The sequence below is a fragment of the Micromonospora sp. NPDC047620 genome (genome assembly GCF_043205005.1).
In the GTDB taxonomy this organism is placed as follows: Bacteria; Actinomycetota; Actinomycetes; order Mycobacteriales; family Micromonosporaceae; genus Micromonospora.
Window position 1 is genome coordinate 256,763 of the sequence record NZ_JBIDDG010000001.1, and the last position, 14,117, is coordinate 270,879.

Sequence of the window (14,117 nt, forward strand, 5' to 3'; positions counted from 1 at the left end):
GGGTATCGTCCGGGGCGATGTTCACCGGAACCGCGGTCTTCGACCTGCTGCTGCCGGGCGACTCCCGGTCGCTCAAGGCCAAGAGATCATACGTACGCCCGATCGTGGCGGCCCTGCGCCGCTTCGAGGTCTCGGCCGCCGAGGTCGGGGCGCTCGATCTGCACGGTCGGGCCGAGATAGCCGTGGCCGTGGTGGCCGCCGAGGCGTCGCACGTCCGCGAGGTGCTGGACTCCTGCGAGCGCCTGGTGGCCGGCCGACCGGAGGCCGAGTTGCTCTCGGTGCGCCGGCGGCTCTACGGCGAGGAGGACTGACGCCGGAGCGGGTGCGCGCGCCCGGCGGGCGGTGTCGACGCCGGCGGCGCGGGTGCACGCGACGGGCGGTGACGACCCCGGCGGTGCGGGTGTGCCGGGCGTCGTGCCGGGCCGGCGCACCGCCGGCGACGCGCGGCGGCGGTCGCCGCGCGGGTAGTGTTCGAGATGTTGGCCGGTCGGTTCCGGGGCGCTCCGCGTCGCCGGTGCCGGCCGGGAACGGGACGCCGTGGAGGTGGCGAAATGTCGGATCCGGCCAAGGTACGCCGGCACGCGGAGCGGGTGCGTGAACTGGTCGCGTCGGTGGTGCGCAGCCAGATCAAGGACCCCCGGCTCGGCATGATCACCATTACCGACGCCCGGATCACCGCCGACCTGCGCGACGCGACCGTCTTCTACACGGTGCTCGGCGACGCGGCGGCCCAGTCCGGCACCGCCGCGGCGCTGGAGAGCGCCAAGGGCATGCTGCGCAGCACCGTCGGCAAAGCGCTCGGCCTGCGGCACTCGCCGACCCTGACCTTCGTCCTCGACGACGTGCAGGACCAGGTCAAGCACATCGACGACCTGCTCGCCCAGGCCCGCACCGCCGACGCCGAGGTGCAGCGGCTCGCCGCCAGGGCCGAGTACGCGGGCGAGGCCCAGCCGTACCGGCTGGACGAGGACGAGTCCCACGACGAGGACGAGGACGAGACTCCGCCCCGGGGCGGGGACCAGCGGTGACCGAACCGTCCGGCGGTCCGGCCGGTGGCGCCCTCGCCGAGGCGACGCCACCGGCCGACTCCGGCCCCGCCGAGGCGGACTGGGCGGCGGCCGTCGCGGCGGTGCGGGGGCTGCCGGCGGACGGGCGGGTGCTGCTGATCTGCCACGTCAACCCGGACGGCGACGCGCTGGGCAGCATGCTCGGCTTCGGGCTCGGGCTGCGTCGGCTGGGCGTACGGCGGATGCAGGCGACCTTCCCCGGCCCGCCGGAGGTGCCCGAGCCGTTCCGCGGCCTGCCCGGGCTCGACCTGCTCGTGCCGGCGACCGAGGCGTACCCGGACCCGGATCTGGTCGTCTGCTTCGACGCGGCCAGCGAGTCCCGGCTCGGCGAGCTGGTCGACCGGCTGGGCGCGGCCGGCGGTGCGCTGGTGCTCGACCACCACGCGTCGAACACCCGCTTCGGCCGGGTCAACCTGGTGGACCCGCACGCGGCGGCCACCTCGGTGGTCGCCGAGGGGCTGCTCGCCCGGCTCGGCGTCGCGCTGGACGCGGAGATCGCGGAGTGCCTCTACGTCGCCCTGAGCACCGACACCGGCTCGTTCCGGTTCGAGGCGACCACGCCGGCGGTGCACCAGCTCGCGGCGCGCCTGATCGCCACCGGCATCCGCCCCGGTGACATCTCCCGCCGGATCTTCGACACCCGGCCGTTCGGCGCCGTCCGCCTCTTCGGCGAGGTGCTCGGCCGGGCGCGCCTGGAGCCGGCCGCGGCCGTCGGGCACGGCCTGGTCTGGACGTACGCCACGCAGGACGACCTGGCCCGGCACGACCAGCCGGCATACGTGCTGGAGGCGCTGATCGACTCGGTCCGGTGCACCGCAGAGGCCGACGTGAGCTGCGTGGTCAAGCAGACCGCGACCGGCGACTGGGCCGTGTCGATGCGCAGCAAGGGCGCGGTGGACGTCAGCCGGGTGGCGGTCGCGCTGGGCGGCGGCGGGCACCGTTTCGCCGCCGGATTCACCGGGCGGGGGACGGTCGACGAGGTCGTCGACCGGATCCGCACGGAGCTCGACGGCGCGCTGACCGGGCCCGACCGGCGCTGACCCGGCGGGCCCGCACGGGAAGATCAGGGTCAGCTCCGGGGAGTGTCCGTCTTCCGGGGCTCGGCGAGTCCGGGGAGAATCGCGGGATGGAGCAGCCCCACGACCTCACCGTCGAGGCGCCCCGCGCCTGGGACCGTCCCGCCGTCACCGTGCCGGTGCTCGTCTGCCTCTCGCTGGTCGGCGGCCGGTTCCCGTCGTTCTCGACGGAGGCCAACCTCTGGACCCTCGGCACCGGCGGCGTGTTGATCTGGCTGGGCCTGAGCAACCGGGTGCCCCGGCGGCCCGCCCCGCGCCGGCTCGGCGCCCCGGCGGCCTGGTGGGCCCTTCCGGTGGTGGTCTTCGGGGTCTTCGAGGGGGCCACGTTCGTGCTGGCGGTCGGGGACGACTTCCCCACCTTCTCCCGGCTGGCGGATCCGATGCTGGAGGACCGGCTGGTCCGGTCGGCCGCCTGGCTGGCCTGGCTGTCCGCGTTCTGGGGGTTGGTGCGGCGATGATGCGGGCGATGGCGATCGGCGGCTTCCTGGCGGCGCTGGTGCTCTTCGTCGCCGTCGAGTGGGCGGCCCGGCGCGAGGGCTCCCGGATCCCGACGCTCGGCGAGGTCTGCGCGTACGTGATGCGCTACGAGGTGGGGTCGGTGCCCGTCGGCCGGATCGGGCTCTTCGGCTTCTGGTGGTGGCTCGGCTGGCACTTCCTGGCCCGCTGACCGCCGGTCTCCCTCCGCCGCTCCGCGACCCGGGACGACCCGACGGACCAATGTGAGTCCAGATCGCGGGAACCGTGGGCAGCATGTGGACCTGAACGATAACTTGGGAATCGGCCGGCGTCGTGTGGCGGCGCCGGTCGTGGGCGGTGGGGCCACACCCGGCAACGCCTCCCTCCAGGGTCGGACCGACCCGGGCTCACACGCTGCCCACCAGCCGCTCCGGTGACCCCGGACCGCTGCCGGGCGTTCAGCACGCCGCCCGTGAGGGCCGCCGTCGCGTCGGCGGCTGCCCGCGCCCTGGAAGGGGACCACCACCATGCCGAGCAAGCCCAAGCCCGAGACCACCGACGAGGCCCGCGAGCAGATGCGCCGCGCGCTGCAGACCTCGATGGACACCCGTCAGTGACCCAGGCCGACCGGCGGTGACACGGCCGGCGTCCGCCGCCGACGGCGGCACCGCCCAGCCGGCGTCGACCGCCGGTCGCGGGCGTCCGCCGCTTTCCACGGCCGACGCCCGACCCGTCGGCTGCCGTCGCGTGGGTCGAGCCAGACGTCGGAAGGCCGACGCCCCGGGCGAGCCGGACGCCGCCCCGCCCACCGCGGGCCGTGGCGCTGCTGGCGGCCGGTCCGGAGCCGGGATCCCTGGCAACCGTGCCGGTGCGTCGGTACGGTCCCCGCATGCGCCGGATCCTCGTAGTCGGCAGCTCGGGCGCCGGTAAGAGCACCCTCTCCCGCGAGGTCGCGCGCCGGCTCGACCTGCCGCTCATCCACCTCGACCGGCACTTCTGGCAGCCCGGCTGGGTGGCCCCCGACGGCGCCCGCTGGCGTGCCACGGTCGCCGAACTCGCCGCCCGGCTGTCCGGAGAAGATCGACGCCGAGTTCCTCCGGTACGTGTGGCGCTACCCGCGCCGGTCCCGGCCCCGGCTGCTCGCCGCGGTCGCCACGCACGCGCCGGGGTTGCCGGTGGTCCGGCTGCGCAGCCGCGCCGAGGTGCGCCGCTGGCTCGCCGAGCTGCCCCCGGCGTGAGCAGAAAACCCGGGCCGGCGGGGACGGCGCTGCGTTAGGGTCCGGGCATGAGGTCGTTCCGCGGCGTCCTGCCCCCACCGCGCTCCTGACCGGAGCGTCACGCCACCGGTGGTCCCCCGAGCCCGGGTGACCACCGGCTCTCGCGGTGCGACCTGCCCGGACGACGGGCCTTCCGCCGATCCCGGCTGAGCCACCGCCGCCCGCGGCCTGCCCGTCCTGTGTGCGCTCCGACAGACGTCACCTCTGTCAGCGGCTCGATTCTCCCTGGAGCGCACCTGTGTCCCGATCGTCCCTTTCCTGGTCGTCCGCATCTCCGTCCACCCCAGAACCCCGCCGGGCGTCCACCGCCGGCCTTCGCATCGGCCTGCTGTACGTCACCGTCGCCGCCGTGCTGTGGGGCACCACCGGTGTCGCCGTGCAACTCGTCCGCGAGTCCACCGCACTGACCCCGACAGGCATCGGTTTCTACCGCCTCGCCATCGGCGCGGTGGTGCTGCTCGCCCTCGTGGCGCACCGGCTGGGACCGGTGCTGGCGGCGCTGCGGTCGGAACCGGTGGTCCTCGTCCTGATCGGGGTCGGTCTCGGGGCCTATCAGGCCCTCTACTTCGTCGCCGTCGCGGCGGGCGGCGTCGGGGTGGCCACGCTGGTCAGCCTGGGGCTCGCCCCGGTCCTCATCTTCGCGTGGGAGAGCCTGCGCGCGCGGCGGCTGCCCGGGCGGACCCTGCTGGGCGCCCTGGTGGCCGGCGTCGCCGGCCTCGTGTTCGTCACGGTGTCGGCCGGGCAGCCGGGCGCCGCCGCGCCGCGCCCGCTGTTCGGCCTGCTCGCGGCCTTCGGCTCGGGTATCGGCTATGCCGCCAGCATCGTGCTGAGCCGGCACGCCGCGCGTCGTGTCCCGCCGATGACGCTCACCACCGTCTCCGTCGTGGTGGGCGCGGTGGCTCTGGCGCCGGTCGCGCTGGCCGAGGGGGTCGCCGTTCCGGCCCGGCTCGCGCCCGTCGGCCTGCTGGTCCATCTCGGGGTGGTCACCACGGCCGTGGCGTACGCCCTGTTCTACGCCGGGCTGCGCACCACCACGGGCAGCGCCGCCGCGCTGTCGACCCTGGCGGAGCCGCTCACCGCCGTGCTGCTCGCCGGGTGGCTCGTCGGCGAGACGCTACCCGTGCCGGTGGCCGTCGGGGGAGTGCTCCTGCTCGGTGCCGTGACCGTCGTCCACCTGTTACCCGGTAAGTGATCCCAACGCTTGCGATCCTTACCGTGCCCGTGCCAGGATCGGCGGCGATGAGTCAGCCAGCCGTCGCCGCCCCCGCCGCCGCGTCACCCCGCCGGATCGCCGCGCTCGCCCTGCCGGCGCTGGTGGTGCTGGCCGCCGAACCGCTCTATGTGCTCGTGGACACGGCGGTGGTGGGGCATCTCGGCCGGGTGCCGCTCGCCGCGCTCGCCATCGGCGGCACGGTGCTGACCCTCATCGCGTGGCTCGGCACCGTGGTCGCGTACGGCACCACCGGGCGGTCGGCCCGGCGCTTCGGGGCCGGCGACCGGGCCGCCGCCGTCGCCGAGGGCGTGCAGTCCTCCTGGCTGGCGCTCGGGGTGGGCGTGCTGGTCGCGGTCGGCATGCAGGTCGGCGGCGGGGCGTTGGCGCGTACGCTCGCCGGAGGCCCTGGCGAGGTGGCCGACGCCGCCGCGCAGTGGCTGCGGGTCGCGGCGCTCGGCGCCCCGGGCCTGCTGCTCGCCGCCGCCGGCAACGGCTGGCTGCGCGGCGTGCAGGACACCCGCCGGCCGCTGGCGTTCGTGCTCGGGCCGAACCTGCTCTCCGCCGTGCTCTGCCCCCTGCTGGTCTACCCGCTCGGCCTCGGCCTGGTCGGCTCCGCGGTGGCCAACGTGGTCGCCCAGACCATCGGCGGGGCGCTCTTCGCCGGGGCGCTGGTCGCCGAGCGGATCCCGCTGCGGCCCCGGCCGCGGCTGATCGGGCAGCAACTGGTGCTCAGCCGGGACCTGCTGATCCGGGGCGCCGCCTTCCAGGCGAGCTTCCTCTCCGCGACCGCCGTGGCCGCCCGCTTCGGGGCCGCCGCCGTGGGCGCCCACCAGATCGCCCTGCAACTCTGGTTCTTCACCGCGCTGGTGCTCGACGCGCTCGCCATCGCCGCCCAGTCGCTGGTCGGCGCCGCGCTCGGCGGCGGCGACGACGCCGGGGCCCGGGCCCTCGCCCGCCGGATCGGGCTGCTCGGCGGCGCCTGCGGCGTGGCGTTCGCGGTGCTCATCGCCGCCGGCGCCGGCGTCGTCCCCGGCTGGTTCAGCTCCGATCCGCAGGTACGCGACCAGGCGATGCTGGCCTGGCCGTGGTTCGTGGCGATGCAGCCACTGGCCGGCGTCGTGTTCGCCCTCGACGGCGTGCTGATCGGCGCCGGGGACGTCCGCTACCTGCGCAACCTGACCATCGTGGCCGCCCTCGGCGGCTTCCTGCCCGCCATCTGGCTGGCGTACGGGCTCGACCTCGGGCTCGGCGGCATCTGGGCCGGGCTCACGCTGTTCGTGGTGATCCGGCTGGTCGCCCTGCTGCTGCGGCTGCGCTCGGGCGGCTGGGCCGTGGTCGGCGCGGTGCGCTGACCACACCCGTCCGGGCGCTCCCGCGGTTCAGCAGCTCTCGCCGTCGCCGGGCCGCCAGCCCGGGTCGTAGACGTCGCCCGTCGGCCGCGCGGAGGGCCGGCTGCGCAGCGGCTCCTCGGGGGCCAGGGCCAGGAAGCCCCGCTTGATCCCGGCGCAGTCGGCGTTGTAGAGGGTGCTCGCCGCCTCGTGCACCCATAGCCCCCGTGAGGAGGGCCGCACGTCGTCGGGGTGCGGCAGGTGCCAGATCACCTCGTCGCGCACGGTGACCAGCTCGGCTCCCGGCGGGTACTCCTGCGCCCGCCAGAGGTCGAAGTGGTAGACCCAGATGAAGCTGGTGGTGATCTCCAGCACCCGGATGCCGTCGGGGTCGGTGGTCGCCCGGTAGGTGACGGTGCCCCGCGCGCGGACCGTGTCGGCATTGTCCAGCCGCGGGTCGGCCTCGTCGTCAACCCGGGTCACGTAGTTCAGCGCCACGCCGTCTGCCAGATCGCGCCGGACTTCGTCCCGGTTGTCCGGCGCCATCAGCGCGAGGAAGGGCTTCGGGTCGTTGACCACCAGCATCGACCTGTCGACGCGGCCCTCGACGAGTGCCTGCCGGACCTTTGCCAGACCCTCGGCGACCTGCTTCGCGGTGAACGGCGCGGTCGCCTTCGCCGGCGGCAGGACGATGGCGTCCTTCCCGGCGGCGAACGACTCCGCCGGGGTGGCCGCCCACGGGCTCACCGAGTTGCCGTCGGCGTCGGTGGGACGGACCGGGCCGGGGGCGGCCCGGCGCTCGGGCAGGATGGGCCTGTTGTCGCGGACCCGCTCGTAGACGCCGAGGCCGATGATGCCCACCGCCGCGAGGAACGAGAGCGCCACCAGGGCGGCGAAGCCGCCCAGCAGCTTCCCGCTGTGCCGCGCCCAGCCCAGCCGGAACCGTTCCGAACGGGTCAACACGCGGTCCGCCTCCGATTCGCGCATCCAGGACGGGACGCGGATCGGCTCCTCGGACTGGGCGGCGTACGGGTCGAAAGGCGGGGTCGGATCGCTCGGCCGCTGCTCGGTGCTCATTCGGCTGTCCAGGTGGGGTGGGTGGAGGGGGCGCATGATCTTCGCACCCGCCGCGCGCCGCCGTGGTCCCGTGCGGTCGCCGCCGGGCAACGTTGTCCGACCGGTGGACGCCGCGCCGGCCGTCCGCCCGGCCCGCGTACGGCGGCGACGGGGCGTCGGAGCCGGTCTGGCAGGCTTGGGTGTCGTGAGCGCAGACGGTCTGATCGTGGTCGACAAGCCCGGCGGCATGACGTCGCACGACGTGGTGGCGCGGATCCGCCGGTTGGCGCGGACCCGCCGGGTGGGGCACGGCGGCACCCTCGACCCGATGGCCACCGGCGTGCTGGTGATCGGGGTCGGCCGGGCCACCCGCCTGCTCACCTACGTGATCGGCGCGCACAAGAGCTACACCGCCACCATCCGGCTCGGCCAGGCCACCGTCACCGACGACGCCGAGGGCGACGTGATCGCCACCACTCCGGCCGGGCGGGTCACCGACGAGGCGATCCGCGCCGCCCTCGCCGCGCTGACCGGCGAGATCGACCAGGTGCCGAGCGCGGTCAGCGCGATCAAGGTCGACGGGCAGCGGGCGTACAAGCGGGTGCGCGAGGGGGAGAGCGTCGAGCTGCCCGCCCGCCGGGTCACCGTCTCCCGGCTGGACCTGCTGGCCGTACGCCGGGACACCCCCGACGTGGTGGACGTCGACATCGACGTGACCTGCTCCTCCGGGACGTACATCCGGGCCATCGCCCGGGACGCGGGCCTGGCGCTCGGCGTGGGCGGGCACCTGACCGCGCTGCGGCGTACCGCCGTCGGCGGCTTCACCCTCGCGGAGGCCGCCACCCTCGACGAGTTGGAGCGGCGCGCGCCCGAGGTGGTCCACCTGCCGCTGGCCGCGGCGGCCGGCCGGTTCTTCCCGCGGCGCGACGCCGGCGCCGACGAGGCGAGGGTGCTCTCCCACGGCGGGCCGCTCGACCCGGCCGGCATTCCCGGCCCCTACGCGGTCTTCGGCCCCGACGGCGGGCTGATCGCTATCGTCAGCGAGCGGGACGGCCGGGCCCGCGCGGAGATCGTGCTCGCCCCCGCCTGAGCGGCGGGGCGGGGGACCGGCGGCCCTTGCGGGCCGCCGCGGAGGCAGGAGGAGCGCAATGCAGCGGTGGCGGGGGTACGACGCGGCGCCCGGTGGCTGGGGGCGGTCGGTCGTCACCATCGGCGTCTTCGACGGTGTGCACAAGGGGCACCAGGCGACCATCGGGCACGCCGTGGCCCGGGCCCGCGAGCTGGGCGTGCAGTCGGTGGTGGTCACGTTCGACCCGCACCCGGCCGAGGTGGTCCGCCCCGGCTCGCATCCGGCGGTGCTCACCGAGCCCGCCCGCAAGGCCGAGCTGATCGAGGCGCTCGGCGTGGACGTGCTGTGCGTGGTGCCGTTCACCCCGGAGTTCTCCCGGCTGCCCGCCGAGGCGTTCGTGCACGACATCCTGGTCGAGCACCTGCACGCCGCCCTGGTGGTGGTGGGGGAGAACTTCCGCTTCGGGCACCGCGCCGCCGGCGACGTGGCGCTGCTGGAGCGGCTCGGTCGCACCTTCGGCTTCGGCGTCGAGGGCGCCCCGCTGGTCGCCGAGGCTGGCACCCTCTTCTCCTCCACGTACATCCGCTCCTGTGTCGACGCGGGGGACGTGGGGGCGGCCGCCGCCGCGCTCGGCCGCCCGCACCGGCTGGAGGGTGTGGTGGTCCGCGGCGACCAGCGCGGCCGCGAGCTGGGTTTCCCCACCGCCAACCTGCTCTGTCACCGGTACGCGGCGGTGCCCGCCGACGGCGTCTACGCCGCCCGGCTGGTGCGCCGGGGCCACGCCGAACCGCTGGGGGCGGCGGTGTCGGTCGGCACCAATCCGACCTTCTCGGGGCGGGAGCGCCGGGTGGAGGCGTACGTGCTGGACTTCGCCGGCGACCTCTACGGCGAGCGGCTGGCGCTGGACTTCGTCGCACACCTGCGCGGGCAGATCCGATACGACGCGATCGAGCCGTTGATCGCCCAGATGGGGCAGGACGTCGAGCGCACCCGCCGGGCCCTCGACTGACCGTCTCGCGGCCCTTGACCGGCCGGTGCCCGGCCGTGCTGGTAGTCTGGCGGGGACGTCGGCTGACCGACGTGGGGCCTCGCGTGCCTGCACGACGCCGCGGGTGCGAGGTACCGGTCCGTTTCCGGTCCACCGACCGATCCGACGGACATCATCGAACAACCCACGAAACAGGGAGAACATGGCGCTCGACCAGGAAGCCAAGGCCAAGATCCGCGCGGAGTACGCGACCGCCGAGGGCGACACCGGTTCGCCGGAGGTGCAGGTCGCGGTCCTCACCAAGCGGATCGCCGAGCTCACCGAGCACCTGAAGGTGCACAAGCACGACCACCACAGCCGCCGCGGGCTGCTGCTGCTGGTCGGCCGCCGCCGTCGGTTGCTCAACTACGTCCAGAAGAAGGACATCAACCGCTACCGGTCGCTCATCGAGCGGCTCGGTCTGCGCCGGTGACGTGACGGGGGAGTGGCCTGACTCGGGCCGCTCCCCCGCTCCGGTACCACCCGAGAACAGGGCCGCGCGACCACCCGAGAAAGGGAGCGGGTCAGCGTACCGGTCTCCGGTAGTGGCCCCCGGGCACCCCGGCATCTCGCCGGCCACCCGGGCGCTTCGATCGAAGACCGGCCGTCTGAGCAGCTCCCGCGTCGTGGGCCCCCGATGCAAAGGAGCACGACAGCACCATGACCGAGACCAACCTCGGCACCGAATCCCGCACCGCCGTGATCGACAACGGGTCCTTCGGCACCCGTGAGATCACCTTCTCCACCGGCCGGCTGGCCCGCCAGGCCGCCGGCTCCGTCATCGCCCAGCTCGGCGAGACGGTCGTCCTCTCCGCCACCACCGCCGGCAAGCAGCCGAAGGAGCAGTTCGACTTCTTCCCGCTGACCGTCGACGTCGAGGAGCGGATGTACGCCGCGGGCCGCATCCCCGGCTCGTTCTTCCGCCGTGAGGGCCGCCCCAGCGAGGACGCGATCCTCACCTGCCGGCTGATCGACCGGCCGCTGCGCCCGTCGTTCGTCAAGGGCCTGCGCAACGAGGTCCAGGTCGTCGAGACCGTCCTCGCGCTCGACCCGCAGCACCCCTACGACGTCGTGGCGATCAACGCCGCGTCGATGTCGACCAAGCTCTCCGGCCTGCCGTTCTCCGGCCCGATCGGGGCGACCCGGATGGCGCACGTCGACGGCCAGTGGGTCGCCTTCCCGACCCACGAGGAGCTGGCCCGGGCCACCTTCGACATGGTGGTGGCCGGCCGCGCCCTGGCCGACGGCGACGTCGCGATCATGATGGTCGAGGCCGAGGCCACCGAGCACACCGTGGCGCTGGTCGCCGGCGGCGCCCCCGCCCCGACCGAGGAGGTCGTGGCGAGCGGCCTGGAGGCCGCCAAGCCGGCCATCCGCGAGCTGTGCCGGGCGCAGAGCGAGCTGGCCGACGTGGCCGCCAAGCCGGTCGCCGAGTTCCCGGTCTTCCTGGACTACCAGGACGACGCCTACGACGCCGTGGCCGACGTGGCCCGCGCCGACGTCGCCGAGGCCCTGCAGATCGCCGGCAAGGCGGTCCGTGAGGAGGCCCTGGACGCGATCAAGGGCCGCGTGCTGGCCGAGCTCGGCCCGCGCTTCGAGGGCCGGGAGAAGGAGCTCAGCGCGGCCCTCCGGTCGCTGACCAAGTCCGAGGTCCGCAACCGGGTGCTGCGCGAGCAGGTCCGCATCGACGGCCGCAGCCCGCGCGACATCCGCCCGTTGACCGCCGAGGTCGGCGTGCTGCCGCGGGTGCACGGCTCGGCGCTGTTCGAGCGCGGCGAGACGCAGATCCTGGGCGTCACCACGCTGAACATGCTGCGCATGGAGCAGTCGCTGGACACCCTCTCCCCGGAGAAGTCCAAGCGCTACATGCACAACTACAACTTCCCGCCGTACTCGACCGGTGAGACCGGCCGGGTCGGCTCGCCGAAGCGGCGCGAGATCGGCCACGGCGCGCTCGCCGAGCGGGCGCTGATCCCGGTGCTGCCGTCGCGCGAGGAGTTCCCGTACGCCATCCGGCAGGTCTCCGAGGCGCTCGGCTCCAACGGCTCCACCTCGATGGGCTCGGTCTGCGCCTCGACGCTGGGCCTGCTGTCCGCCGGTGTGCCGCTGAAGGCGCCGGTCGCCGGCATCGCCATGGGCCTCATCTCCGACGAGGTCGACGGCAAGACCCAGTACGTGACGCTGACCGACATCCTCGGCGCCGAGGACGCGTTCGGCGACATGGACTTCAAGGTCGCCGGCACCCGGGACTTCGTCACCGCGCTCCAGCTCGACACCAAGCTCGACGGCATCCCGTCGGACGTGCTGGCCGCCGCCCTCCAGCAGGCGCACGAGGCCCGGCAGACCATTCTCGACGTGATGCAGCGGGCCATCGAGGCCCCGGCCGAGATGTCGGACTACGCGCCGCGGGTCACCACCGTCAAGATCCCGGTGGACAAGATCGGCATGGTGATCGGCCCGAAGGGTCAGACCATCAACGCCATCCAGGACGAGACCGGCGCCGAGATCTCCATCGAGGACGACGGCACGATCTACGTCGGCGCGACCAACGGCCCGTCGGCCCAGGCCGCGGTCGAGCGGATCAACGCGATCGCCAACCCGACGCTGCCGAAGGTCGGCGACAAGTTCCTCGGCACCGTGGTGAAGACGGCCGCGTTCGGCGCGTTCGTCTCGCTGCTGCCGGGCCGCGACGGCCTGCTGCACATCTCCAAGGTGGGCGACGGCAAGCGGGTCGAGAAGGTCGAGGACTTCCTCAACGTCGGCGACAAGGTCGAGGTCGAGATCGCGGACATCGACGCCCGCGGCAAGATCTACCTGGACAAGGTCCGCCCGGAGGGCGCCGAGGCGCCGGCCGCCGGCGAGGCCGCCGAGGGCGAGCGTCCGGCCGGCCGGGACCGGGGCGACCGGGGCCCGCGCGACCGCGGCGACCGCGAGCGCGGCGGCGACCGGGGCGGCCGTGGTCCGGGTGGCGGCGAGCGCGGCCAGGGCGGCGGCGAGGGTGGCGAGGGCGGCGAGCGTCCGCGTCGCCGGACCCGGCACAGCTGACGCACAGCAATAGCACCACCCCACCCCTCGTCGATCTGGGAGCAACAACACGTGAGTCGGGCCGTTCGTGCGCCGTTTCCGCCGGATCGACGGGGGGTGGCGTCGTTCCCGGGCCCCGCAGGGGCCTCCTTCCGGGGCACCGGGGGGGCCCGCTCCGGCGGCGCCTCCCGGGCGGTGACACGCACGATCAGTGACGACCCGCTGGGCGGCACGGTACGTCGTACCGTGCTGCCCAGCGGGCTGCGCGTGCTCACCGAGGCGATCCCGGCGATGCGCAGCGTGTCGTTCGGCATCTGGGTCGCGGTCGGCTCCCGGGACGAGACGGGTCCGCAGGCCGGCGCGGCGCACTTCCTGGAGCACCTGCTGTTCAAGGGCACCAACAAGCGCAGCGCCCTGGACATCTCCTCCGAGATCGAGGCGGTGGGCGGCGAGACCAACGCCTTCACCACCAAGGAATACACCTGCTACTACGCCCGGGTGCTCGACGAGGACCTGCCGCTGGCCATCGACGTCATGTGCGACCTGGTCGCCGACTCGGTGCTGAAGCCGGCCGACGTGGAGACCGAGCGGGGCGTGATCCTCGAAGAGATCGCCATGCACGACGACGAGCCCGGCGACGAGGTGCACGACCTCTTCGCCCGGGCGGTCTACGGCGACCACCCGCTGGGCCGGCTGATTTCCGGCACCGAGGAGACGGTCACCCCGATGACCCGGCGGCAGATCCAGGGCTTCTACCGCCGCCGCTACACGGCCCCGCAGATCGTCATCGCCGCCGCCGGCAACCTGGACCACACCGCGGTGGTGAAGCTCGTCCGCCAGGCGCTGCGCGGCACCCCGCTGGACACCGACCCGGCGGTGCCGGCGCCGCACCGGTCGGCCACCCCGGCGGTACGCACCAGGCCCGCCGCCACCCTGGTGGAGCCGAAGGAGACCGAGCAGGCGCACGTTATCCTCGGCTGCCCCGGCATCGACCGGCTGGACGAGCGCCGCTTCGCCCTCGGCGTGCTCAACAACGTCCTCGGCGGCGGCATGTCGAGCCGGCTGTTCCAGGAGATCCGCGAGCAGCGCGGCCTGGCCTACTCGGTCTACTCCTACGCCAGCCAGTACGCCGACAGCGGCATTTTCGCCGTCTACGCCGGCTGCGCGCCCGGCAAGGTGGACGAGGTGCTGGAGCTGACCCGGGCCGAACTCGCCCGGGTGGCCGCCGACGGCCTGACCGAGGCCGAGGTGGCCCGCGGCAAGGGGATGAGCAAGGGCTCGTTCGTGCTGGGCCTGGAGGACACGGGCTCGCGGATGAGCCGGCTGGCCAAGGGCGAGCTGCTCTACGGCGACCTGATGCCGGTCGACGAGCTGCTCCGCCGGGTCGACGCGGTCACCGTGGCCGACGTGAACACCCTCGCCGCCGAGCTGCTGAGCCGGCCGATGTCGCTGGCCGTGGTCGGCCCGTTCGGCGAGGGCGACTTCTTGGCCCGCTGACCGGCCGCGCCACCCGCCCGCGCCCGT

14 protein-coding genes are annotated in these 14,117 nt (G+C 74.4%); 13 read left to right on the forward strand and 1 reads right to left on the reverse strand.

Annotation, left to right across the window (positions count from 1 at the left end):
• Positions 1 to 17 precede the first annotated feature (17 nt).
• The 8 genes from ACGF5C_RS01115 (at position 18) to ACGF5C_RS01150 (ending at position 6,441) form a co-directional block, all read left to right on the forward strand.
• Positions 18 to 311: a DUF503 domain-containing protein gene (locus tag ACGF5C_RS01115; protein ID WP_091096658.1), complete on the forward strand. Its 294-nt coding sequence runs from the start codon at positions 18 to 20 to the stop codon at positions 309 to 311.
• A 240-nt stretch (positions 312 to 551) separates the two neighbouring features.
• Entirely contained in the window at positions 552 to 1,028 is a 477-nt protein-coding gene (gene rbfA / locus ACGF5C_RS01120) for a 30S ribosome-binding factor RbfA (RefSeq protein WP_350680574.1), read from the forward strand.
• Positions 1,025 to 2,107, forward strand: coding sequence for a bifunctional oligoribonuclease/PAP phosphatase NrnA (locus tag ACGF5C_RS01125; protein WP_393295538.1), 1,083 nt, complete (start codon positions 1,025 to 1,027; stop codon positions 2,105 to 2,107). The genes rbfA and ACGF5C_RS01125 overlap by 4 nt, the downstream gene beginning before the upstream one ends.
• Positions 2,108 to 2,193: 86 nt before the next feature.
• Positions 2,194 to 2,601, forward strand: a complete 408-nt coding sequence (locus ACGF5C_RS01130; RefSeq protein WP_350680576.1) for a hypothetical protein — start codon at positions 2,194 to 2,196, stop codon at positions 2,599 to 2,601.
• Positions 2,601 to 2,810 (forward strand): DUF6186 family protein, encoded by a 210-nt coding sequence (locus tag ACGF5C_RS01135; protein ID WP_393295932.1) that lies wholly within the window; start codon positions 2,601 to 2,603, stop codon positions 2,808 to 2,810. The genes ACGF5C_RS01130 and ACGF5C_RS01135 overlap by 1 nt, the downstream gene beginning before the upstream one ends.
• 826 nt (positions 2,811 to 3,636) lie before the next feature.
• On the forward strand, positions 3,637 to 3,837 hold the full coding sequence (locus ACGF5C_RS01140) for a hypothetical protein (RefSeq protein ID WP_393295541.1): 201 nt from the start codon (positions 3,637 to 3,639) through the stop codon (positions 3,835 to 3,837).
• A gap of 277 nt (positions 3,838 to 4,114) precedes the next feature.
• A complete protein-coding gene (locus tag ACGF5C_RS01145) occupies positions 4,115 to 5,068 on the forward strand; it encodes a DMT family transporter (RefSeq protein WP_393295544.1) in 954 nt (317 codons plus the stop codon).
• 47 nt (positions 5,069 to 5,115) lie between these two features.
• Positions 5,116 to 6,441 (forward strand): MATE family efflux transporter, encoded by a 1,326-nt coding sequence (locus ACGF5C_RS01150; protein ID WP_393295547.1) that lies wholly within the window; start codon positions 5,116 to 5,118, stop codon positions 6,439 to 6,441.
• Between the two features lie 27 nt (positions 6,442 to 6,468).
• Here the strand turns inward: ACGF5C_RS01150 and ACGF5C_RS01155 are convergent, their stop codons facing one another.
• Positions 6,469 to 7,494, reverse strand: a complete 1,026-nt coding sequence (locus ACGF5C_RS01155) for a hypothetical protein (RefSeq protein ID WP_393295550.1) — start codon at positions 7,492 to 7,494, stop codon at positions 6,469 to 6,471.
• A gap of 184 nt (positions 7,495 to 7,678) precedes the next feature.
• Here ACGF5C_RS01155 and truB point away from each other — a divergent pair, with 184 nt between their 5' ends.
• From truB to ACGF5C_RS01180, 5 genes are all read left to right on the forward strand, one after another.
• Positions 7,679 to 8,563 (forward strand): tRNA pseudouridine(55) synthase TruB, encoded by an 885-nt coding sequence (gene truB, locus ACGF5C_RS01160; protein ID WP_393295553.1) that lies wholly within the window; start codon positions 7,679 to 7,681, stop codon positions 8,561 to 8,563.
• 58 nt (positions 8,564 to 8,621) lie between these two features.
• Positions 8,622 to 9,551, forward strand: a complete 930-nt coding sequence (locus ACGF5C_RS01165) for a bifunctional riboflavin kinase/FAD synthetase (RefSeq protein WP_393295556.1) — start codon at positions 8,622 to 8,624, stop codon at positions 9,549 to 9,551.
• Positions 9,552 to 9,732: 181 nt separating this feature from the next.
• On the forward strand, positions 9,733 to 10,002 hold the full coding sequence (rpsO, locus tag ACGF5C_RS01170) for a 30S ribosomal protein S15 (RefSeq protein ID WP_043962418.1): 270 nt from the start codon (positions 9,733 to 9,735) through the stop codon (positions 10,000 to 10,002).
• Between the two features lie 227 nt (positions 10,003 to 10,229).
• Positions 10,230 to 12,614 carry a polyribonucleotide nucleotidyltransferase gene (locus tag ACGF5C_RS01175; protein ID WP_393295559.1) on the forward strand — a complete coding sequence of 795 codons (2,385 nt, stop codon included), beginning with the start codon at positions 10,230 to 10,232 and terminating at the stop codon, positions 12,612 to 12,614.
• Positions 12,615 to 12,665: 51 nt separating this feature from the next.
• Positions 12,666 to 14,090: a M16 family metallopeptidase gene (locus ACGF5C_RS01180; protein ID WP_393295561.1), complete on the forward strand. Its 1,425-nt coding sequence runs from the start codon at positions 12,666 to 12,668 to the stop codon at positions 14,088 to 14,090.
• The last annotated feature ends 27 nt before the right edge of the window (positions 14,091 to 14,117 follow it).

Excerpts from the sequence above, each read along its gene's own strand:
- ACGF5C_RS01115 (WP_091096658.1), top strand. The coding sequence starts at position 18 with ATGTTCACCGGAACCGCGGTCTTCGACCTGCTGCTGCCGGGCGACTCC.
- rbfA (WP_350680574.1), top strand. The coding sequence starts at position 552 with ATGTCGGATCCGGCCAAGGTACGCCGGCACGCGGAGCGGGTGCGTGAA.
- ACGF5C_RS01130 (WP_350680576.1), top strand. The coding sequence starts at position 2,194 with ATGGAGCAGCCCCACGACCTCACCGTCGAGGCGCCCCGCGCCTGGGAC.
- ACGF5C_RS01135 (WP_393295932.1), top strand. The coding sequence starts at position 2,601 with ATGCGGGCGATGGCGATCGGCGGCTTCCTGGCGGCGCTGGTGCTCTTC.
- ACGF5C_RS01150 (WP_393295547.1), top strand. The coding sequence starts at position 5,116 with ATGAGTCAGCCAGCCGTCGCCGCCCCCGCCGCCGCGTCACCCCGCCGG.
- ACGF5C_RS01155 (WP_393295550.1), bottom strand. The coding sequence starts at position 7,494 with ATGAGCACCGAGCAGCGGCCGAGCGATCCGACCCCGCCTTTCGACCCG.
- ACGF5C_RS01165 (WP_393295556.1), top strand. The coding sequence starts at position 8,622 with ATGCAGCGGTGGCGGGGGTACGACGCGGCGCCCGGTGGCTGGGGGCGG.
- rpsO (WP_043962418.1), top strand. The coding sequence starts at position 9,733 with ATGGCGCTCGACCAGGAAGCCAAGGCCAAGATCCGCGCGGAGTACGCG.
- ACGF5C_RS01175 (WP_393295559.1), top strand. The coding sequence starts at position 10,230 with ATGACCGAGACCAACCTCGGCACCGAATCCCGCACCGCCGTGATCGAC.